The 20,012-nt window shown below is 60.3% G+C and carries 24 protein-coding genes and 2 riboswitches; of the genes, 14 read left to right on the forward strand and 10 right to left on the reverse strand.

Translation table 11 applies throughout. The features are described 5' to 3' along the window. Window positions 1-45 precede the first annotated feature (45 nt). Genes ACQY1J_RS12685 through fghA form a run of 5 tightly spaced genes read left to right on the forward strand, consistent with a single transcriptional unit; the run spans window position 46 to window position 3,637 of the window. Window positions 46-1,173 (forward strand): S-(hydroxymethyl)glutathione dehydrogenase/class III alcohol dehydrogenase, encoded by a 1,128-nt coding sequence (locus ACQY1J_RS12685; RefSeq protein WP_430251770.1) that lies wholly within the window; start codon window positions 46-48, stop codon window positions 1,171-1,173. Further along, window positions 1,170-1,631, forward strand: a complete 462-nt coding sequence (locus ACQY1J_RS12690) for a GNAT family N-acetyltransferase (RefSeq protein WP_062580659.1) — start codon at window positions 1,170-1,172, stop codon at window positions 1,629-1,631. The genes ACQY1J_RS12685 and ACQY1J_RS12690 overlap by 4 nt, the downstream gene beginning before the upstream one ends. Beyond that, complete coding sequence (locus ACQY1J_RS12695) at window positions 1,628-2,074, forward strand: YaiI/YqxD family protein (protein ID WP_062457036.1); 447 nt, start codon at window positions 1,628-1,630, stop codon at window positions 2,072-2,074. The genes ACQY1J_RS12690 and ACQY1J_RS12695 overlap by 4 nt, the downstream gene beginning before the upstream one ends. A 31-nt stretch (window positions 2,075-2,105) precedes the next feature. Beyond that, window positions 2,106-2,777, forward strand: a complete 672-nt coding sequence (locus ACQY1J_RS12700) for a DUF1345 domain-containing protein (RefSeq protein ID WP_430251772.1) — start codon at window positions 2,106-2,108, stop codon at window positions 2,775-2,777. A 26-nt stretch (window positions 2,778-2,803) separates the two neighbouring features. Beyond that, a complete protein-coding gene (gene fghA, locus ACQY1J_RS12705) occupies window positions 2,804-3,637 on the forward strand; it encodes an S-formylglutathione hydrolase (RefSeq protein WP_430251774.1) in 834 nt (277 codons plus the stop codon). 54 nt (window positions 3,638-3,691) lie between these two features. Here the strand turns inward: fghA and ACQY1J_RS12710 are convergent, their stop codons facing one another. The 6 genes from ACQY1J_RS12710 to crcB all read right to left on the reverse strand — a co-directional run bounded on the left by ACQY1J_RS12710 (window position 3,692) and on the right by crcB (window position 7,576). Continuing rightward, window positions 3,692-4,075 (reverse strand): DoxX family protein, encoded by a 384-nt coding sequence (locus ACQY1J_RS12710; protein ID WP_062457045.1) that lies wholly within the window; start codon window positions 4,073-4,075, stop codon window positions 3,692-3,694. Window positions 4,076-4,168: 93 nt separating this feature from the next. Next, on the reverse strand, window positions 4,169-4,660 hold the full coding sequence (locus ACQY1J_RS12715; protein ID WP_062457054.1) for a hypothetical protein: 492 nt from the start codon (window positions 4,658-4,660) through the stop codon (window positions 4,169-4,171). 56 nt (window positions 4,661-4,716) lie between these two features. Beyond that, window positions 4,717-5,508: an ATP12 family chaperone protein gene (locus ACQY1J_RS12720; protein ID WP_062457056.1), complete on the reverse strand. Its 792-nt coding sequence runs from the start codon at window positions 5,506-5,508 to the stop codon at window positions 4,717-4,719. Window positions 5,509-5,517: 9 nt separating this feature from the next. After that, a complete protein-coding gene (locus ACQY1J_RS12725; protein ID WP_062457059.1) occupies window positions 5,518-6,171 on the reverse strand; it encodes an HAD-IA family hydrolase in 654 nt (217 codons plus the stop codon). Beyond that, window positions 6,168-7,160 carry an RluA family pseudouridine synthase gene (locus tag ACQY1J_RS12730; protein WP_062457061.1) on the reverse strand — a complete coding sequence of 331 codons (993 nt, stop codon included), beginning with the start codon at window positions 7,158-7,160 and terminating at the stop codon, window positions 6,168-6,170. The genes ACQY1J_RS12725 and ACQY1J_RS12730 overlap by 4 nt, the downstream gene beginning before the upstream one ends. Window positions 7,161-7,198: 38 nt before the next feature. Continuing rightward, window positions 7,199-7,576, reverse strand: coding sequence for a fluoride efflux transporter CrcB (crcB, locus tag ACQY1J_RS12735; RefSeq protein WP_062457064.1), 378 nt, complete (start codon window positions 7,574-7,576; stop codon window positions 7,199-7,201). Between the two features lie 117 nt (window positions 7,577-7,693). On the opposite strand from crcB, the gene ACQY1J_RS12740 reads away from it, so the two are divergent. Then, a complete protein-coding gene (locus tag ACQY1J_RS12740; RefSeq protein WP_062457067.1) occupies window positions 7,694-7,975 on the forward strand; it encodes a hypothetical protein in 282 nt (93 codons plus the stop codon). 3 nt (window positions 7,976-7,978) lie between these two features. Here the strand turns inward: ACQY1J_RS12740 and ACQY1J_RS12745 are convergent, their stop codons facing one another. Both ACQY1J_RS12745 and ACQY1J_RS12750 read right to left on the reverse strand, forming a co-directional pair. Next, window positions 7,979-9,166 (reverse strand): GNAT family N-acetyltransferase, encoded by a 1,188-nt coding sequence (locus ACQY1J_RS12745; RefSeq protein ID WP_430251777.1) that lies wholly within the window; start codon window positions 9,164-9,166, stop codon window positions 7,979-7,981. A gap of 87 nt (window positions 9,167-9,253) precedes the next feature. Further along, on the reverse strand, window positions 9,254-9,799 hold the full coding sequence (locus tag ACQY1J_RS12750; RefSeq protein WP_430251779.1) for a copper chaperone PCu(A)C: 546 nt from the start codon (window positions 9,797-9,799) through the stop codon (window positions 9,254-9,256). 173 nt (window positions 9,800-9,972) lie between these two features. Then, window positions 9,973-10,059, forward strand: a riboswitch (glycine riboswitch). Next, window positions 10,060-10,144, forward strand: a riboswitch (glycine riboswitch). It abuts the riboswitch before it with no gap. An 85-nt stretch (window positions 10,145-10,229) separates the two neighbouring features. Here ACQY1J_RS12750 and gcvT point away from each other — a divergent pair. The 7 genes from gcvT (at window position 10,230) to ACQY1J_RS12785 (ending at window position 16,392) form a co-directional block, all read left to right on the forward strand. Continuing rightward, a complete protein-coding gene (gene gcvT / locus ACQY1J_RS12755; RefSeq protein ID WP_430251780.1) occupies window positions 10,230-11,366 on the forward strand; it encodes a glycine cleavage system aminomethyltransferase GcvT in 1,137 nt (378 codons plus the stop codon). 81 nt (window positions 11,367-11,447) lie between these two features. Continuing rightward, window positions 11,448-11,810, forward strand: coding sequence for a glycine cleavage system protein GcvH (gcvH, locus tag ACQY1J_RS12760; RefSeq protein ID WP_062580646.1), 363 nt, complete (start codon window positions 11,448-11,450; stop codon window positions 11,808-11,810). After that, window positions 11,807-14,680 carry an aminomethyl-transferring glycine dehydrogenase gene (gene gcvP / locus ACQY1J_RS12765; RefSeq protein WP_430251782.1) on the forward strand — a complete coding sequence of 958 codons (2,874 nt, stop codon included), beginning with the start codon at window positions 11,807-11,809 and terminating at the stop codon, window positions 14,678-14,680. The genes gcvH and gcvP overlap by 4 nt, the downstream gene beginning before the upstream one ends. A 227-nt stretch (window positions 14,681-14,907) precedes the next feature. Continuing rightward, window positions 14,908-15,117 (forward strand): cold-shock protein, encoded by a 210-nt coding sequence (locus ACQY1J_RS12770; protein WP_062457081.1) that lies wholly within the window; start codon window positions 14,908-14,910, stop codon window positions 15,115-15,117. Between the two features lie 233 nt (window positions 15,118-15,350). Beyond that, the gene (rpsU, locus tag ACQY1J_RS12775; RefSeq protein ID WP_062457083.1) at window positions 15,351-15,596 is read left to right on the forward strand and encodes a 30S ribosomal protein S21; all 246 of its coding nucleotides are present in this window, start codon (window positions 15,351-15,353) and stop codon (window positions 15,594-15,596) included. 117 nt (window positions 15,597-15,713) lie between these two features. After that, window positions 15,714-15,938, forward strand: coding sequence for a hypothetical protein (locus tag ACQY1J_RS12780; RefSeq protein ID WP_430251784.1), 225 nt, complete (start codon window positions 15,714-15,716; stop codon window positions 15,936-15,938). Between the two features lie 196 nt (window positions 15,939-16,134). Next, window positions 16,135-16,392, forward strand: a complete 258-nt coding sequence (locus tag ACQY1J_RS12785; RefSeq protein ID WP_062457086.1) for a hypothetical protein — start codon at window positions 16,135-16,137, stop codon at window positions 16,390-16,392. A gap of 41 nt (window positions 16,393-16,433) precedes the next feature. On the opposite strand, the gene ACQY1J_RS12790 is transcribed toward ACQY1J_RS12785, so the two are convergent. After that, entirely contained in the window at window positions 16,434-16,823 is a 390-nt protein-coding gene (locus ACQY1J_RS12790; protein WP_430251786.1) for a RidA family protein, read from the reverse strand. A gap of 148 nt (window positions 16,824-16,971) precedes the next feature. Here ACQY1J_RS12790 and ACQY1J_RS12795 point away from each other — a divergent pair, with 148 nt between their 5' ends. Continuing rightward, window positions 16,972-17,574: a TetR/AcrR family transcriptional regulator gene (locus ACQY1J_RS12795; RefSeq protein ID WP_113112177.1), complete on the forward strand. Its 603-nt coding sequence runs from the start codon at window positions 16,972-16,974 to the stop codon at window positions 17,572-17,574. 9 nt (window positions 17,575-17,583) lie between these two features. Here ACQY1J_RS12795 and ACQY1J_RS12800 read toward each other — a convergent pair whose 3' ends face one another. Beyond that, entirely contained in the window at window positions 17,584-19,941 is a 2,358-nt protein-coding gene (locus ACQY1J_RS12800; RefSeq protein WP_430251788.1) for a bifunctional diguanylate cyclase/phosphodiesterase, read from the reverse strand. Between the last annotated feature and the right edge of the window lie 71 nt (window positions 19,942-20,012).

The following is a 20,012-nucleotide window of genomic DNA, read 5'->3' on the forward strand; positions in this document are numbered from 1 at the left end:
TGCAAAAGTCCCGGCAGAATCTTATAGATAAAATGGAGTGACACCATGGATGTCCGCGCCGCCGTTGCCGTTCAGGCTGGCAAACCGCTCGAAGTGATGACCGTACAGCTGGAAGGCCCTCGCGCCGGCGAAGTGCTGATCGAGATCAAGGCGACCGGCATCTGCCACACCGACGATTTCACCCTGTCGGGCGCCGATCCGGAAGGCCTCTTCCCTGCCATTCTCGGCCATGAGGGCGCCGGCATCGTCGTTGATGTCGGACCGGGTGTCACCTCGGTCAAGAAGGGCGACCACGTCATTCCGCTCTACACGCCGGAATGCCGCGAGTGCTATTCCTGCACGTCGCGCAAGACGAACCTTTGCACCTCGATCCGCACCACGCAGGGCCAGGGCTTAATGCCTGACGGCACCAGCCGGTTTTCGATCGGCAAGGACAAGATCCACCACTATATGGGTTGTTCGACATTCTCGAACTTCACTGTTCTGCCCGAGATTGCCGTCGCCAAGGTCAATCCCGACGCGCCGTTCGACAAGATCTGCTACATCGGCTGCGGCGTCACGACGGGCATCGGCGCCGTCATCAATACGGCCAAGGTTGAAATCGGTTCGACCGCGATCGTCTTCGGTCTAGGCGGCATCGGCCTTAACGTCCTTCAGGGCCTGAGGCTTGCCGGTGCCGACATGATCATCGGCGTCGACATCAATCCCGACCGCAAGGAATGGGGCGAGAAGTTCGGCATGACACATTTCGTCAACCCGAAAGAGGTCGGCGAAGACATCGTGCCCTATCTCGTCAACATGACCAAGCGCAACGGCGACCTGATCGGCGGCGCCGACTACACGTTCGATTGCACCGGCAATACCAAGGTCATGCGCCAGGCGCTCGAATCGTCGCATCGCGGCTGGGGCAAGTCGGTCATCATCGGCGTTGCCGGCGCCGGTCAGGAGATCTCGACCCGTCCGTTCCAGCTGGTCACCGGCCGCAACTGGATGGGCACGGCCTTCGGCGGCGCCCGAGGACGCACAGACGTGCCGAAGATCGTCGACTGGTATATGGAAGGCAAGATCCAGATCGATCCGATGATCACCCACACAATGCCGCTCGAAGACATCAACAAGGGTTTCGAGCTGATGCATTCGGGCGAAAGCATCCGTGGCGTGGTGGTCTATTGACCAGTCTGCCGTCCTATACGACCGATGTGCGGAGGCTCGAAGAGTTCTCCGCACTCGACCTTTATGCCATGATGAAAATGCGCGTGGACGTGTTCGTCGTCGAGCAGACCTGCCCCTATCCGGAACTCGACGGCAACGATGCGGCCTGTCTGCATCTGCGTCTTCTCGATGGCAGCGATCTGCTCGCCTGCGCCCGCATCTGGCGGCCAGAGCCCTCAGACAATCCGCGTATCGGGCGTGTTGCCGTCTCGCCGGATCATCGGGGCAAGCGGCTCGGCGAAGCGCTGATGCGCGAAGCGATCACCGTCTGCGAACAGGCCTATCCCGGAGAAACGATCGAGATTTCCGCGCAGGCGCATCTTCAGAAATTCTACGCCTCGTTCGGCTTCTCGCCGATATCAGAGGAATATTTGGAGGACGGTATTCCGCATGTGGACATGCTGAGGGCAAAGCCTTGATCTATGTCGATGCCGATGCCTGCCCCGTGAAGGCGGAAATCCTCAAAGTCGCGGAGCGTCACGCGTTTGAGGTGACGTTTGTTGCCAATTCCGGCTTGCGTCCGTCCCGCGATCCGATGGTGAAGAACGTCATCGTCTCGGCCGGTTTCGACGCCGCCGACGACTGGATTGCCGAGCGCGCCGGCCCTGCCGACATCGTCATTACGGCCGACGTGCCGCTTGCCGTGCGTTGTGTGGCCGCCGGTGCCTTTGTCACGGGACCGACCGGGCGCGTGTTCGACGAGACCAATATCGGCATGGCGAGCGCCATGCGCGATCTTGGCCAGCATCTGCGCGAGACGGGCGAAAGCAAAGGCTATAACGCAGCCTTCTCGCCACGCGACCGATCCAAATTCCTGGAGACGCTGGACAGGCTCTGCCGGCGCGCCAAATCAAACGGCTAGACCGCGCTATCAAGGCGGTACGGGAGGGCGGATGTCGACACAACAGGGCAAGGCATCGCTGTGGCACTGGCGCCGCCGCCGGCATGGGCCCTTTTTCGCATCGGCGATCGTCGCAGTCGTCGCGTTGCCTGTGCTGATCTGGCAGCTGCCGGAGCTTGCCGCAGCGCTGACGGCGATCGTCTTTTTCGTCGTCTATCTTGGATTGATGGCATTCCGAATCCCGCATCTGGACGCCGACCGCTTCGAGAAAAGCGGCCAGAACACCGATGAACCGGCACCGCTTATCCTGGCCGTCACGCTTGCAGCGGCGGCGATTTCGTTGGTGACGCTGTTTGAAGCGATGAATGACAAGCAGACGGCAGGTGCGTTGGATGTGATGGTCGGCTTCGCCGCCGTCATTCTCGGCTGGTTTTCGCTGCACATGATGTTTGCCCTGCACTACGCCCACCTCTACTGGCGCCCCGGCGACGACAAGGTCGAGGGCCCGGTTGGCGGCCTCGACTTTCCCGGAACCGATCGTCCGGGCGGCTGGGAGTTTCTCTATTTCGGCTATATCATCGGCATGACCGCCCAGACGTCCGATGTCGCGATCACGGCGACCGACATGCGCAGGATCAATCTCCTCCACTCGGTCGTGTCTTTCTTTTTCAACACGGTGCTGGTAGCCGCTGCGGTCAATGCCGTCGTTTCGCTGGCCGGCTGAAGTCCCAACATCGAGGAACATGACCGATGAAGATCATCTCACAGAACACCGCATTTGGCGGCATGCAGGGCGTCTATTCGCATCCGTCGGATGCCTGCAAATGCGATATGACCTTTGCCGTGTTCGTGCCGCCGCAGGCGGTGTCGCAGCCGTGCCCGGTTCTCTGGTATCTGTCGGGTCTCACCTGCACCCATCAGAACGTGATGGACAAGGGCGAGTATCGCCGGCTGGCTGCAGAGCTCGGTCTCGTCATCGTCTGCCCCGACACAAGCCCGCGCGGAGACGACGTCGCGGATGAGGCGACCAACTGGCAGATGGGCAAGGGTGCCGGATTTTATCTCGATGCGACTCAGCAGCCCTGGGCCGAGAACTACCAGATGTACACCTACATCACGCAGGAACTGCCCGCCCTCATCGGCGAGCAATTCCGCGTCGACATGAGCCGGCAGGGGATTTTAGGGCACTCCATGGGTGGCCATGGCGCCATGACGATTGCTCTCAAAAACCCCGACCGGTTCAAGAGCTGCTCGGCCTTTGCGCCCATCGTCGAGCCGACAACAGCTGACTGGTCTGCGCCGGCACTCGAAAAGTATCTCGGTGCCGATCGGTCAACGTGGCGGCCATACGACGCCTGCGCGCTGGTGAAGGACGGGGCGCATTTTCCGGAATTCCTGCTCGATCAGGGCAAGGCCGACAACTTCCTCGACAGCGGCCTGCGGCCATGGCTGTTCGAACAGGCAATCGAGGGCAAGGACATTGCTCTGACGCTCAGGATGCATGAGCGCTACGACCATTCCTACTTCTTCATCTCGACATTCATGGACGACCATCTGCGCTGGCACGCCGAGCGTCTGGCCTAGTCTCCCGTCCGAGGATCAGGACGCCCGCGCGCAATCGCCCGCGGGCGTAAAATCTCAATTCTTGTCGACTGCCCAGGCACCGGGGCCGGAGAAGACGAGATACAGGAAAATGAAGCAGAACAGGATGGCGCCTTCGCCGCCGTTCAGCGCCGGCCAGAAGCCCTTGCTGGCATGCGCCATGAAATAGGCGACGGCCATCTGGCCGGACAGCAGAAACGCGACCGGGCGGGTCATGAAGCCGACAACCAGCAAGGCGCCGCCGACCACTTCAAGCAGCGCTGCGATCAGCAGAAGCGGCGGCAAAGCACCGTCGCCCATCGGTGCCGGAAAACCGAACAACTTCATAGTGCCGTGCTCGATGAAGAGCAGGGCTGCAATGATTCTCAGCACGGCCAGCGCCTGCGGACGGTATTGTCCCAGACTATTGAAAAACTGCATGTCAAATCCCTCTCGTGGCATTGCCGCGGCTGCGCGGCAGCAAACGAGTTAAGCTCGGTTTGCCTGCGGAAATCAAATGCATTTTGTCAAGAATCAGGGTTCGAACAGCGCAGATGTGATGGTTGCGGAATGTCCGCTGCGCAGGCGGAACTCGCTTGCCACCCGGTCGGCGATCTTTCTGGCAAGAGCTGCATCGGCATCCTTGTTGCCGAAGAGGAAGACCGACGTTTCGAAGGAGCCCGTCGCGACCGGTTCACCTGTCGAGACGGAGACGGCCTGAACCGTGACCCTCGCCTCCAGCCGCCGGCCGAAGACGACGGGAACGGGCGCTGCCCGGTCGATCCGGACGGAGATGATGGTTCTCGGCAGCATGCTCGGCCGCATCGTCGAGCGGACAGCCTCATCGATCAGCATGTCGGTGGCAATGACGAGGCCCTGTGGCACGTCGGGCCGTGCCGTCACGAAAGCTCCCCTGACGTCGTAGAGAAGCTTGTCGCGCACACCATCTTCCAACGGCATGCGAAACGCCATCAGCGATGGCGTCAGGGTCAAGATCAGGGCTAGGCGCAGGACACCGGAACGCATGGGGAAACTCGATACGCAGACTGTACCGATCTTCCCCCAACAGGGTTAGAGAAGGATTAAATCCGCCCTGTGGTTGCGTCAAAAACCGCAGCAGCGGCCTGCATCTCTTCGAACCGCTTTGCGCGGCGATGTTCGGCCTCGGCATCGGATCCCCAATGCTCGATTGCCCAGTCTTCCTCCAGATGCGCAAGCCGCCATGTGTCATCGACGGAGAGTTCGCCTTCGGCGAAAGCAATCGCCAGGATTGCGGAGCCCGTCAGCGATGTCACCGTGTGGAGAGACGCAAGCTCGATCGGGGACGCATATTTGCGCAACACCCCGGAAAGGGCGGCGATCGCTTCCTTAGGCTGCTCCTTGGGCATGATACCCTCGATCACCTCGAAGCGAGCGCCGATCGCGTTGGCGGCCCAGTCCAGGACCGGATCCCACTGCTCGGCCTGACGAAGCGTAAGGTTTGCAGGTGTTTCTGCGCGGTAGCACAGCATGTCGCTCGACGAGAAGCGAAGGATGTCCTCGAACACGGCCTGCGGGTCGGCGGCAATGCCGTCGATCGCGGTGTTGACGAGCCGTGTCACCGGCATCGTGCGCGGATCGATCACATCCACCTGCGATGCCCATTCGTCACGGACGAGTTCGGCAACCCGTGTGGTCGGCATTCTCAAGGCGTTCTTGGCGGGTGTCTTCACCGGCCGCCCGTCGAGAAGGATAGCAAAGTCACCCTCGCCCGCCTCAACCGAGACTTCCTTGTAGAAGCGCTTCGGCAGAGGCTTGTGCATCTGGATCTGTGCCCGCCGGGTCGGGTCTTCGTGGCTCAAACCGGCGTTCGGGTCGGATAGTATGTCGCGCATGGAAAACCCTCAGCCGATCAACGGCAGCAATTCGCTTGGATGATGGACGATGTGGTCGGCTCCGGCCTTCTGAAGCTCGCCAACCGAGGCGTATCCCCAGGAAACACCGATTGCCGTTGCACCGGCCGCCTTTGCCATCTGCATGTCGTAGATCGCATCGCCAATGACAAGAGTGTCTTCGGGCGACACGCCCGTCGCGTCGCAGCATTCGGTGACCATCGCCGGATGGGGTTTGGACGGGCAATCATCTGCCGTGCGGCTGACGACGAAATGGTCTGCATAGCCGTGCGTGTTCATGATCATGTCGAGGCCGCGACGGGATTTGCCGGTGACAGCGCCGATCAACAGGTCGTCTCGCGGTCCGATCGTCTCGATCAGGTCCTTTATGCCATCGAACAAAGGCTCGCGGAAATCGAGATCCTGGCGCACCACGGAAAAGAGCGACTTGTAGTAGGCCATCATCTCGACGGCTTCTTCATCGGCATGCGGCTTGCCGTCGATGCGGGCGATCGCGATGTCGAGCGTCAGTCCGATGATCGACTTCGTCTGCGCCAATGTGGGTTCCGCCTTGCCGAAGTGACGGAAGGTGCGCAGCATCGTCTCGTGGATCAGTTCGGCGCTGTCGACCAGCGTGCCGTCGCAGTCGAACAGGACAAGCTTCATTCCTGATCCTCCCGCCGACCGTTCTCCATGTCGAAGCCCAGAAGGTTCCAGGACTGCACCATGTGCGGCGGTAGCGGAGCCGTGACCCGCAGACGACCGCCATCCGGATGCGGGATGTCGATGTGGCGCGCGTGCAGATGCAGCTTTTTCTGGATGCCGCCCGGGAACGGCCAGTTGTGGTCGTCGTCGAAATATTTCGGATCGCCGATGATCTGGTGACCGAGATGCAGCGCATGGACACGCAGCTGGTGCGTACGGCCGGTATAGGGCTCCATCTCCAGCCACGCCATCGTCTGCGCGGCGGTTTCCAGAACGCGGTAGTATGAGACCGCGTGGTCGGCGCCCTCCTCGCCATGTCTCGCGATCCGCATGCGGTCGCCGTCGGGCGTCTGTTCCTTGACCAGCCAGTTGGAAATCTTGTCCTCGCGCTTGCGCGGCACGCCCTTGACCAGGGCCCAGTAGGTTTTCTTGGTATCGCGCTCGCGGAATGCCGCGGTCAGCTTCTGTGCAGCACCGCGGGTTCGGGCAACAACCAGGACGCCTGATGTGTCGCGGTCGATCCGGTGGACGAGACGCGGTTTTTCGCCTCTCTTGTTGGTGAAGGCATCCATCATCTGGTCGATATGGCGGGTCACGCCGGATCCGCCCTGCACAGCCAGACCCGCCGGCTTATTGAGAACGAAGACCTTGTCGTCTTCATGCAGCATCATCCGCTGCAAAAGCTCGTAGTCGCCGGCGTGCTTCAGATCCTTGCCCGCGATCGGCCCGCTGTTCTTCGCGTCGGTATCCATCGGGGGAATGCGGACCATCTGGCCGGGCTCAACGCGCGTGTCGCTTTTCACACGGCCACCGTCGATGCGCACCTGTCCGGAGCGCAGTAGTTTCTGTAGAGGGCCGAAGCCGAGACCCGGGAAATGGATCTTGAACCAACGGTCGAGGCGCATGCCTGCCTCGTCCGCCTCGACGCGGATATGCTCGATGCCTGCCATCAAAGCTCTTTCATCTTATCTGTGATCAGTCCTGCCCTTTAGAGCATTGCCCGCCCGAGCGCCAGCCCAGCAAAGACCGCACACAGCGACACACCAACGCTTGCGATGACATAACTTGCCCCCGCCACGGTCGCGCCGCGCTCGAACAGCGAGATGACATCCAGCGAAAAGGCCGAAAACGTCGTGAAGCCGCCGAGAAATCCAGTCACCAGCAGGAGACGCATCTCAGGCGAGGCGTTGAGGCGCCGGGCAATCACCTCGCTTAGCAAACCGATTGCGAAACAGCCGACGATGTTGACGGTCAGCGTTCCCCAGGGAAAGTTCGGCCCGAACCGGCGCAGCGTCCAGACGCCCACGAGGTAGCGGGCGACGGAACCGAATGCGCCGCCGAGTGCGACAAGTATGATATTGATCATCGAGATATCCAGAAAAGTCCTAAATCGTGCCTACCGTTAAAATGCCGGGATTTCGGTTAAATCGCGGCAAACTCGACGCATATTACATATGTGCCGAATGGGTTGAAGGCGGTTGCTATGGTTCAGGTGACGACAATTTCGGCAAGCATGGCAGCGCTCGCCATAGAGACGTTAAGAACGCCGCCGCAACTGTCCGTCAAAGCGAGAATTGGTGAGGCCAAACGTGTCGCCGAACGCGCTTCTGCGCGTGATCAGAGTGCGACCGATCCGACGGTCACCGGGGCGATGACGCTTGCGACCAGCCTGTCTCTCGATTTCCTCGACGCCGGCCAGCAGCCTCCGCAGCAGCAGGCATCGCTGCAGATGGCCGAAGCCGCCTATCGTGACACGGAAGAGTGACCTTCAGACCCCGAGTACAAGAAGTCCGACACCCTGAATGCCGCTGAGGAAGCGGCGCCAGCTTTCGGGTATCGTGAAATACATCCGCTTGGCGAATGGACGGATGACCGGAAGCCAAGCCTGCGCGTAGAGGCGCCCTTTCCACGAGAAGGGCAGGCTATAGCCGTTCAGCACCAGTTTCTGGTTTGCCCAGGATTGTTTGTAGGCGCCATCGCCGCCGAGAAGATCGTAGGTCTTGATCCTGTTGTCGATCAGCCAGCAGACTGTCATTTCCATCTGCACCTTGCCGGCGGAGAGATGCCGCAGGCTCCAGTCGAAGCTGCCAAGATAGGCGTAGTAGTGCCCTGCCCGCACGAAGCCGAGCTCGATCGCCACCGTTGCATCGCCAGCCCGCAGGATCGAAAGGCACGCACCCTCTAGCAACGCGGCATCACCCGTCAGGCTCGCCAGGAAATCGTCCAGGCCATCGAAGGAAAAACCGCTGCTGCTTCTCCCGGTTTCGCGCAGCCAGACCCGCTTCATCGCCGCACATTCGCGAACGTATTCGGCAAACCTTTGATCGGAGGGCCAGATCATCTCGAAGGTGAGTTCGCCGAGCCGCGCCAGGTGGTTGCGCCGACGGTTGCGATTGCGCTTCTTCAATTTGCCGCCGTGCGAGCGGTATGCGTCCGAATCGGCAAACTGCGTGAGATCGAGCACGGCGCTGCTTCCGCCGTAGCCTCGGATCGTCGGCTGTGAGCGAAGCAGGAGACCCAGCGAGGATTGATGCGGAACGGGGTGAAAGACCGCGACATCGCAATCGGGCATCATCTCGATACGGGTCAGCAACTTGCCCATCAGCAATCCGGCAAGATGGGCGTCGTCGCACAGGAGATTGCAGTATTGCGAGTGAGGGGCGCCGAGGTTTTCCAATACCCTTATGCCGCTGACGGTCTGAACCATCAGAGGCCAGACTGCGACGAGATTGCCGTTGCGCCAGACAGTTTCGATCCGGAATTCGAACGCGGAACCACCACCGGCAAAGGCTGCGACCCAGCCGCGGCACCAATCGAAACTCTGAAAATAGGTCAGCCGGTCTTCGCACCGGCTTTCAAGGGCCCGCCAGGCGTCGGCAACCGTGTCGATTTCCGCGAGCGTGCTGAGGCGTCGGTAAATACCGGCGTCCGGTTCCGGTGCACTGGAAATATCCACGATCTTCGTCCCCACAAAGCCAAACCATCGGCAGAATAGATGGCGGAGCTAAACGAGATATTACGCCTGAGATCACATCAAGCGTGATCAGTTATGCTGGTTGACAGGACGGAAACCCTGGACCGGGAGCGTGAGATCGAGACTGCCGGACTTCTCGAAGGTCAGCTCCAGGGGCACGCTGTCGCCCTGCTTGAAAGGCGTCTCGACTTTGGTGAACATCAGATGCAGTCCACTGGGCTTCAACTCGACGGTCTGGCCGGCCGGGACCGCAATGCCGCCTTCGAGACGGCGCATCTTCATGATCTGGCCCTGCATCGACATTTCGTGGATCTCCACGGCAGGCGACAGAGGCGATGAGGCGGAGACGAGTCGATCGTTTTCGCTGCCCGTGTTGCGGATCACGAGATAGCCACCGCCGACCGGCTGGCCGGGAAGCATGGCACGCACATAACCGCCGGAAATCTCGAGCATACCGAGTTGAACTGTGGCGCCCGATGTGGCCGCCGGATTGGACGATCCGTGCATGTGCATGCCACCATTCCCGGAACCGGCATCTCCCGCCTGGGCATAGGATTGATCTGCCGCCGCACCAAGTGTCGCTGCAAACAGCGCCAGAGTCGCAAGAAATTTCATGACAACGCCTCCCATCGTCTTTCAAGACGACGGGTAGAGCAGATTCCTGAACGTCCGGAAAGCTTGAAGCTTGGCACTCAGTCGCGATGCCTAACTCTATGGTGTGCGACAAAAATCTTGGTCACGACGACATTCTCCCCTTGTCAAACCTGTCGCCTCCTCGATAATGGACGTCATACCCGTTGGGAGAAGCCGCTTCGATGCGGTGCCGAAGGAGCAACCGCCCCGGAAACTCTCAGGCAAAAGGACCACGGGCGACCAACCGGAACTCTGGAGAGTAGCAACCGTCATCGGGGGCTCGCCGAAGGGATAACAATCTCAGGCGAAAAGGACAGAGGGGGCTCGAAACAGGCGCGTAACCGCGCCCTGATCAGAGCCGGCGTGTGAGCTGATTTTACTCAGCGAGCGCCCAAAACCTGGAGGCGCCTTTTTGGACGATCACTCAGTTCTCAAGACCACACCGCTCAACGCACTGCATCTCTCGCTTGGTGCGAAGATGGTGCCGTTCGCGGGCTACGACATGCCGGTGCAATATCCGCTCGGCGTGATGAAGGAGCACCTTCATACGCGCGCCGCCGCAGGTCTGTTCGATGTCTCCCACATGGGCCAGGTCATCGTCAGAGCGAAGTCCGGCGACTATGCAGATGCAGCACTTGCGCTGGAAAAGCTCGTTCCGATCGACATCCTGTCGCTCAAGGAAGGCCGTCAGCGCTACGGCTTCTTTACCGACGAAAATGGCTGCATTCTCGACGACCTGATGATCACCAATCGCGGCGATCATCTTCTCGTCGTCGTCAATGCCGCCTGCAAGGATGCCGACCTTGCCCACATGAAGGCGCACCTTCCGGACTGCGACGTCACCCTGCTCGACGACCGCGCGCTGATCGCTCTCCAGGGTCCACGCGCCGAAGCGGTTCTGGCCGAGCTCTGGGCTGGCGTCTCCTCGATGAAGTTCATGGATGTCCGCGAAGTGCCGCTGCACGACGTTCCCTGCATCATCTCGCGCTCCGGTTATTCCGGCGAGGACGGTTTCGAGATATCGATCCCGCAAGACCATGCCGTGTCAGTTGCCAAGGCATTGCTCGAACATCCCGACTGCGAAGCCATCGGCCTCGGCGCCCGCGACAGCCTGCGCCTCGAAGCCGGCTTGTGTCTTTATGGAAACGACATCGACACCACGACGTCGCCGATCGAAGCGTCGCTTGAGTGGGCGCTGCAGAAGGCGCGCAAGGCCGGCGGCGACCGTGAAGGCGGTTTCCCGGGTGCGGACCGCATCCTCGCCGAACTGGCTGATGGCATCAGCCGTCGCCGAGTCGGCCTGAAGCCGGAAGGCAAGGCGCCTGTGCGTTCGCATGCGAAACTGTTTGCCGATGCGGACGGGCTGCAGGAACTTGGCGAAGTCACCTCTGGCACATTCGGCCCGACGGTCGAAGGTCCGGTTGCCATGGGCTACGTTCCCGTCAGTCATGCAGCAGCAGGTACGCAGGTCTTCGCCGAAGTCCGGGGAAAATACCTGCCGATGACGGTGGCCGCGCTGCCGTTCATCACGCCGACCTACAAGCGATAAACACGCGCGGGAGGCCTGGCCCCACCCCCGGCCTCCCCCCCACGTCATCCCCATTCACGCTTTCCTTAAGAGGACATTCCCATGCTGAAATTCACCGCCGAACACGAATGGCTGAAACTCGAAGACGGCGTTGCCACCGTCGGCATCACCACCCATGCTGCCGAGCAGCTAGGTGATCTCGTGTTTGTCGAACTGCCAGAAGTCGGTGCCGAGCTGGTGAAGGACGGCAATGCCGCAACCGTCGAAAGCGTCAAGGCAGCCTCCGACGTCTATTCGCCGCTCGACGGCGAAGTCACCGAAGTCAATCAGGCGATCGTCGACGACCCGTCGCTCGTCAATTCCGATCCGCAGGCTGCCGGCTGGTTCTTCAAGCTGAAGCTCAAGAATGTAGCCGACGCCGACGCGCTGATGGACGAAGCTGCCTATAAGGAACTGATCGGATGAGTGACTCGACCGACTTCCACTTCACCGACTACGACCCGTACGACTTTGCCAACCGTCGCCATATCGGTCCCTCCCCGACGGAGATGAGCGATATGCTAGCCGTGATCGGCTACAAGTCGCTCGACGCGCTGATCGATGCCACCGTTCCGGCCTCCATCCGTCAGCAGAACCCGCTGACCTGGGGTGCGGCGCTGACCGAACGCGAAGCGCTCGACAAGCTGCGCGAGACGGCCAACAAGAACAAGGTGCTGACCTCGCTGATTGGACAGGGCTATTACGGCACCGTGACGCCGCCTGTCATCCAGCGTAACATTCTGGAAAACCCTGCCTGGTACACGGCATACACGCCCTACCAGCCGGAAATCTCTCAAGGCCGCCTCGAAGCGCTCCTGAACTTCCAGACGATGATCTGCGACCTGACCGGCCTCGACGTCGCCAATGCCTCGCTGCTCGATGAAGCCACAGCTGCTGCCGAAGCCATGGCGCTCTGCCAGCGTCAGGCGAAGTCGAAGGCAACCGCCTTCTTCGTCGATCACGCCTGTCATCCGCAGACGATTGCGTTGATCGAGACACGTGCAGCCCCGCTCGGCTGGAGCGTGATCATCGGTGATCCGATGACCGATCTCGACCCGGTCGACGTGTTCGGCGCGATCTTCCAGTATCCCGGCACGAACGGCGAAGTGCGTGACTTCTCGGGCCTTATCTCCCGCCTGCACCAGACCGGTGCGGTCGCTGCTATGGCGGCCGATCTTCTGGCGCTGACGCTTTTGAAATCGCCCGGCGAAATGGGTGCGGATATCGCGATCGGCTCGTCGCAGCGATTTGGCGTGCCTGTCGGTTACGGCGGCCCGCACGCGGCCTACATGTCGGTCAAGGATGCGCACAAGCGCGCCATGCCCGGCCGCCTCGTCGGCGTCTCCGTCGATGCCCGCGGCAACCGTGCCTACCGCCTGTCGCTGCAGACCCGCGAACAGCATATCCGCCGCGAGAAGGCGACATCGAACATCTGCACGGCGCAGGTTCTGCTCGCCGTCATGGCCTCGATGTACGGCGTCTTCCACGGCCCGGAAGGCCTGAAGGCGATTGCCCAGGCTGTCCACAAGAAAGCCGTGCTGATGGCCAAGGGCCTCGAAAAGCTCGGCTACACGATCGAACCCGATACGTTCTTCGACACGTTCACTGTCGAGGTCGGCCACATGCAGGGTGTGATCATGCGGGCGGCCGTTGCTGAAGGCGTCAACCTGCGCAAGGTCGGTGAAACCAAGATCGGCATGTCGCTCGACGAACGCACCCGCCCGGCAACGCTGGAAGCCGTCTGGCGCGCATTCGGCGGCGACTTCAATGTGTCGGACTTCGCGGTCGAATACCGCCTGCCCAACGCACTTCTCAGAAAATCGGATTACATGACCCATCCGATCTTCCACATGAACCGCGCCGAAAGCGAGATGACCCGCTACATCCGCCGCCTGTCGGACCGCGACCTGGCGCTCGATCGCGCGATGATCCCGCTCGGCTCCTGCACGATGAAGCTGAACGCGACGGCTGAAATGCTGCCGATCACCTGGCCGGAGTTTTCCGACATCCATCCGTTCGTGCCCGTCGACCAGGCGCTCGGCTACAAGGAGATGATCGACGATCTCTCGGCAAAGCTCTGCCAGATCACCGGTTACGATGCTTTCTCGATGCAGCCGAATTCCGGTGCGCAGGGCGAGTATGCGGGCCTGCTGACGATCCGCAACTATCATATCGCCAATGGCGATACGCATCGCGACGTCTGCCTCATCCCCACCTCCGCGCACGGCACCAATCCTGCCTCGGCCCAGATGGTCGGCATGAAGGTCGTGGTCGTGAAAGTGCTCGAGAACGGCGATATCGATCTCGAAGACTTCCGTGCCAAGGCACAGCAGCATGCGGCAAATCTGTCTTGCTGCATGATCACCTATCCTTCGACACACGGCGTGTTCGAGGAGACGGTGAAGGAGATCTGCGAGATCACCCATGCCAATGGCGGCCAGGTCTATCTCGACGGTGCCAATATGAATGCCATGGTCGGATTGTCCCGCCCCGGTGACATTGGCTCCGACGTTTCGCATCTCAATCTGCACAAGACGTTCTGCATTCCGCATGGCGGCGGCGGTCCCGGCATGGGTCCGATCGGCGTCAAGGCGCACCTGGCAAGCCACCTGCCCGGTCACCCGCAATGGGCCGGAGAACTTGGCAGCGAAGGTGCGGTTTCGGCGGCGCCGTTCGGCTCTCCCTCGATCCTGCCGATCTCCTGGTCCTACTGCCTGATGATGGGCGGCGAAGGGCTCACGCAGGCGACGAAGGTTGCGATCCTCAACGCCAACTATATCGCAGCTCGGCTCAAGGGCGCCTACGATGTGCTCTACAAGTCCGCAAGCGGACGCGTCGCGCATGAGTGCATCATCGACACCCGCCCGCTCAACGCCTCAGCCGGCGTCTCTGTCGACGACGTTGCAAAACGCCTGATCGACTGCGGCTTCCACGCCCCGACCATGAGCTGGCCGGTTGCCGGTACGCTGATGATCGAACCGACGGAATCGGAAACGAAGGCCGAGATCGACCGGTTCTGCGATGCGATGCTGGCAGTCCGCGAGGAGGCTCGTGCGATCGAAGACGGTCGCATGGACAGGGTCAACAACCCGCTGAAGAACGCCCCGCACACGGTGGAAGACCTGGTCGGCGAATGGGATCGTCCTTATAGCCGCGAACAGGCCTGCTACCCGCCGGGCGCTTTCCGTGTCGACAAATACTGGTCGCCGGTCAACCGCGTCGACAATGTCTATGGCGACCGCAATCTGCTCTGCACCTGCCCGCCGCTTGAGGACTACGCGGAGGCCGCGGAGTAACACGAATACCGGAGAGGCCCGGGCTTTGGGCCTCTCCGGGATATATTTTCGCGCAGCCCTTGTTTAAGTGCAATTATTCTCTATTTTGAGTTTCATCGAACTTTGCTAGCGACTCGTCCGCAGCTCCCGGAAAACTTGGAGCTCTTTCTGATTTCCTCTCAACGTCGATCTACCCCCGACCCCGTATTTCAGGGTTGGCAACTTACTACGATTGAAAGGAAATCGTTATGGATACCGGCACTGTAAAGTGGTTCAACAGCACCAAGGGTTTTGGTTTCATTCAGCCTGACAACGGCAGCCAGGATGTGTTCGTTCACATTTCCGCTGTTGAGCGCGCTGGCATGAATGGCCTGAACGAAGGTCAGAAGATCAGCTACGAAATCGTCCAGGACAAGCGTTCTGGCAAGAGCTCCGCAGACAACCTGCGCGCTGCTTAAGGTTTTGTCATTGCCCCGCGTGACCACGGATGTACTGGCACGAAGGCGGCGATGATGGTGGAAGGTCGGGGTTCATCTCCCGGCCTTTTGTTTTTTCGTCCATTCTGAGGTTTTACTGTGCTAGACGGTTTAACTTCGAATGGGTGAAAAGAGAGCGGATGTGAGATCGCTTCCCGATCAACCCGCGTCCGACAAATTTCAAGAGATAGCGGTTCGCCGCGTAAGGAGATATTTTGCAGGTACTCGTCAGAGATAACAACGTTGATCAGGCTCTCCGCGTCCTGAAGAAGAAGATGCAGCGCGAAGGTATCTTCCGCGAAATGAAGGCTCGTAGCGCTTACGAAAAGCCTTCCGAGAAGCGTGCACGTGAAAAAGCAGATGCGATCCGTCGCGCGCGCAAGCTTGCTCGCAAGCAGATGCAGCGCGAAGGCCTGCTTCCGGCTCCGAAGAAAAAAGTCATCGTAGCTCGCGCCCGCTAGGCTCCGACATGAGCGTGGTTTTGAGCACAAGCCAGAGCCACGCAACCAATCGCAGGATGGCAGTCTATGCCATTCTCGCGGTCCACGGCAGACATCGGCCGTTTCCAGGAGGAAAGCATGACAGCGACCAAGGACCAGTTCTTCAAGCCCGCGAAAATGTCGGCACAAGCCAAATCGGAGCAGACCAACTCCGTGGTGCGTGACATCCTGGACGCCGAAGTTATTGCTCGTGAAAAGAAGACAGAAAAACTACGTGCTCTGCGGCTCCAGCAGACCGCTGATGCCCCCGCCCCTATAAAAAAAGCGGCGACGAAGACCAAGCGCGCGGTCAAGACTTCCTAATCTTTCGTTTTACTCCCGACTGCTTTTCCCGAATTGAACCAATTCGTTGGTTCTGCGTTAACTTGCACTGCGGGACGCATGCACACTCCGGGATGCAGCGCTCAGGTGTCGCCTTTTCAAAGACGCCCCGCAGTCTTTTCTGATCATCCGGCTACGCCGATATCAGGAGAGTGCCTGTCAAGGATGCGAGGGTAGAATGTGTCAGGACAACGCCTCATCGGCGATCGTGCTAGGTTCGGATGATCTCGAACTTCTTCAGAGATTCCTGGAAGCCTGGTGCGAGGAGAGACATGTGGACGTGTCGAGCGAGGAGGCTCAGACTGTCGCATCGGGTCTTTTCAACTGGTACCAGTTTGAACTGAATGATCGCAACAACCTCAAGTCCGAACCGCCCGAGCCTTTGCCGGAATCGGTCGAACTGAAGCGATTGCTACGGCAACTCGCCGTAGCCTGATATCGGGCGCTGACCGTGCTGCAATCGCGGCCCGCTCGGGATTACGGGATACGAGCGATCACTTTGATCTCGAAGTCGAATCCCGCGAGCCAGTTTACCCCAACCGCTGTCCAATTCGGGTACGGCTTTTCCCCCATTATGCCCAAGCGAACTGCCTGAACCGTCCCGATCTGATTTTCAGGGTCGGTGTGAAACGTGGTGACGTCGATGATGTCGTCGAACCCGCAGCTTGCCGCTGCGAGAACCGCTCGCAGATTGTCGAACGCAAGTTGAACCTGTTTCTCAAAATTCGGTTCCGGCGTTCCGTCATCACGGCTGCCAACCTGTCCGGACACGAAGAGAAGATCCCCCGACCTTATCGCGGCTGAGTATTTGTTGATGTCGTAAAGGGCCTGTCGGCCTGCGGGGAAAATTGCTTCTCGTTCGATCATAGCTCGTCTCCAATCGGTTGTTGCGTCCACGGCGTTGCAGGAGCCTTCCCTGACCACGTCAATCTTGATATACGCTCCGTATGCAACTACGTATCTCAGATACGCTGCGTATGTCAACTGCTGTAAGAATCCGGTTTAGGGGTGAGCGATGGCGCCGAGCAAGCGTACAACGATGATGGAAGAAACGCGGGTCAAGCTGATCAGCGCGGCGCGCAAGTCCTTCGCCGAGAAAGGCTATGCCAGCTCGTCCATGGACGACTTCACGGCGTCCGCCGGCCTGACGCGGGGTGCGCTCTACCATAATTTCGGAGACAAGAAGGGTCTTTTACAAGCGGTGATCGATCAGATCGATTCCGAGATGCTGCGGCGGATGCGTGCTGCAGCAGACCACGCCGGCGGGACACTTTGGGACGGCTTTCTTGCCGAGGCGGTCGCCTATATCGAGATGTCGCTGGAGCCGGAAATTCAGCGCATCATGTTGCTGGATGGTCCTGCTGTCCTCGGCGACCCATCGCGTTGGCCCAATCAGAACGCCTGTCTGCGCACCACGGCGGATACGATCAGCGCTCTCATCGCCGAAGGGACGGTCAAGAGTATGGATGCGGAGGCCGCCGCACGTCTCATCAACGGTGCGGCACTCAACGCTGCACTGTGGATCGCTGCGGCCGACGATCCGCCGGCCGTGTTGGAAAAAGCCGTCGAAGCGTTCCGTCACCTTGCCAGCGGGTTGCTGACGAAACAGCCCGTATGATCGCCCACCTTAACCTCGACGGCGATAAGTCGGAAGATTGCGAATTCCTGAGAGGATCTCCACTTCACCCTCGCTCTTCGGCTTGCCGAGGAGAAAACCCTGCAGCTGTTCGCAGCCGTCTTCGACCACCATCCGGTGCTGCCCGAAGGTCTCGATGCCTTCCGCGACGACGGGCAAGTCCAGGCTCTTGCCGAGACCGATGATGGCTTTGACGATGGCACGGGCGCTGTCGCTTTCCTCCATCTCGCTGATAAAACTGCGGTCGATCTTGATCTTGTCAAAGGGGAAGCTGTGCAGGTTGCTGAGCGACGAATAGCCGGTGCCGAAATCATCCATCACCACATGGACTCCCAGCGCCTTCAACCGTAGCAAGGTCGCGAGCGTCGTGTCGCGATCCTTGAGCAGCGAGGTCTCTGTGATCTCGAGTTCAAGCCGGTGGGGCTCCAGGCCGCTCTCATCCAGTGCCGACGCAATCATGTCGACAAGGTTCGGGAAGCGAAACTGGATGGCCGAAACGTTGACCGCTACCGCCAGGCCGTCATCCCAGGTACTGGCGACCCTGCAGGCTTCGCGCATCGCCCATTCACCGATCGGCACGATGATGCCGGTTTCCTCGGCAACCGGAATGAAGACGCTCGGTGAGACATTGCCCCATTGCGGATGCTTCCACCGCATCAGGGCCTCATAGCCCGAGCAGAGGCCGCTTGTGGCATCAAAGAGTGGCTGGAATACCATGCTGAGTTGCGAGCGGAGTACGGCGTAGCGCAACTCGCTCTCGATCTCGCGCCGCTCGCGCAGCTCTGCGTCCATTGCCGCGGAATAGAATGCTGCCGTACCACGTCCCGAGAACTTCGCATTGTAGAGGGCCATGTCGGCCGCATTGCGCAAGTCATCAGGCGTTTCTCCGTCGTCCGGATAAACCGCGCAGCCGATGCTGACGCCCACGGCGGTGGGATCGAGTGCGACATTCATTTCGGTGCGGAAGGTTTCCAGGATACGCTCGGCGAGCAAGTTTGCGCCCGCCGGCTGTTCGACGCCTGTCTGGAGGATGATGAACTCGTCGCCGCCGATGCGGGAGGGCGTATCGGCCGGACCGACACAGCGCCGCAGGATATCGGCGACCCGGATCAGGACACGATCGCCTTCTGCATGGCCGAACACGTCGTTGACGGCCTTGAACCGGTCGAGATCAAGGGCAAGCACCGCCAGTACATCGCCGGAAAGCGCAGCCGTCCTCAAGGCACCGTCGAGCCGATCGTTGAAGAGCGTACGGTTGGGAAGGTCCGTCAAAGCGTCGTGGCGGGCCATGTGTTCGATGCGGCGCTCCGCAATGCGCTTCTCGGTCAGATCGCGGACAGCCAGAACCTGGCAGGAGCGACCGCGATACTCGATCGTATGGACGGCAACCTCGAGAAAGACCTCACGGTCCGTCACTTTCGGCGTGGCAGCGACTGCGGAATTCCTTTGAGCCGTCAGCGGAAGACCGTCGGCTGCCGCCAGCAGATCGTCGGGATCTCGGCCGAGGATGTCGCGGTCGCGCAGCAACAGCAATTCGGCAAAGCGAGCATTGGTCTCGATGACGCGGCCATCGCGAACCACCGCGAGGCCTTCAAGCGTCGCGTTGGCGAAGCCACGCAAATCCGTCAGGTACCGGTCGATGAAGCTCGCGGCAACAGTCGTCAGCACGATCACACTCATGACGATCGAAACCGCGCCAATGAGCCAGATCCGCCCGCCACCGTCGAGCGAGGCCTCTGGAAGCGTCGGATCGGGGATCAGCTCGGTCGCCGACATTGCAGTGAAATGCAGGATGCAAATGGCAGCAACACTGGCAGCGACTACACAGATCAGGCGCAGGGTGCTTCTTCGAAGCGTCGTGGAGGCGAACGCCGCGGTGAAGAGAGAGAAAGAGACAACAGAGCCGATCAGGATGGGCGTCATTTCGTAGCGGGTCGTGGCTGCGGCACGGATCGCTTCGGTGCCGATCAAGTGCATGGCGGCGACCGTGACGGTGGCGACCATGCCGGCTGCGAGCGAAGAAACGGTCTTCGATCGATCGGCGATCTGCAGCGCCAACCAGAAGCCGGCGACGGCAGTCAGAGCCGAGACAAGGGTGAGGACGCGCTCGAATTCGATCGCGATCGTGCCCTGGTAGGCGAGCATTGCCACGAAATGCGTCGACCAGATGGAAAGCCCGCCCGTGGCGCTGGCGACAAGGAGCCAGATCCGCCGCCGACGTTCGTTGCACTCGATCGCCCGTCTATGGATCAGAAAAAATGCGAGCATGCCGACGACGCAGATGCCGGCCGCGAGAAGAACAGTGCTTCGATCATGCTGAACCACGACGCATTCGAGAACTCGAAACATGGATGCCACCACAAGAACGCACGACGAACAATTTCATCGACTTGTCAGCAAAACATTAGGTGTTAATATTT

This window comes from Neorhizobium sp. DAR64860/K0K1, assembly GCF_050500205.1.
Lineage (GTDB): Bacteria > Pseudomonadota > Alphaproteobacteria > Rhizobiales > Rhizobiaceae > Neorhizobium > Neorhizobium soli.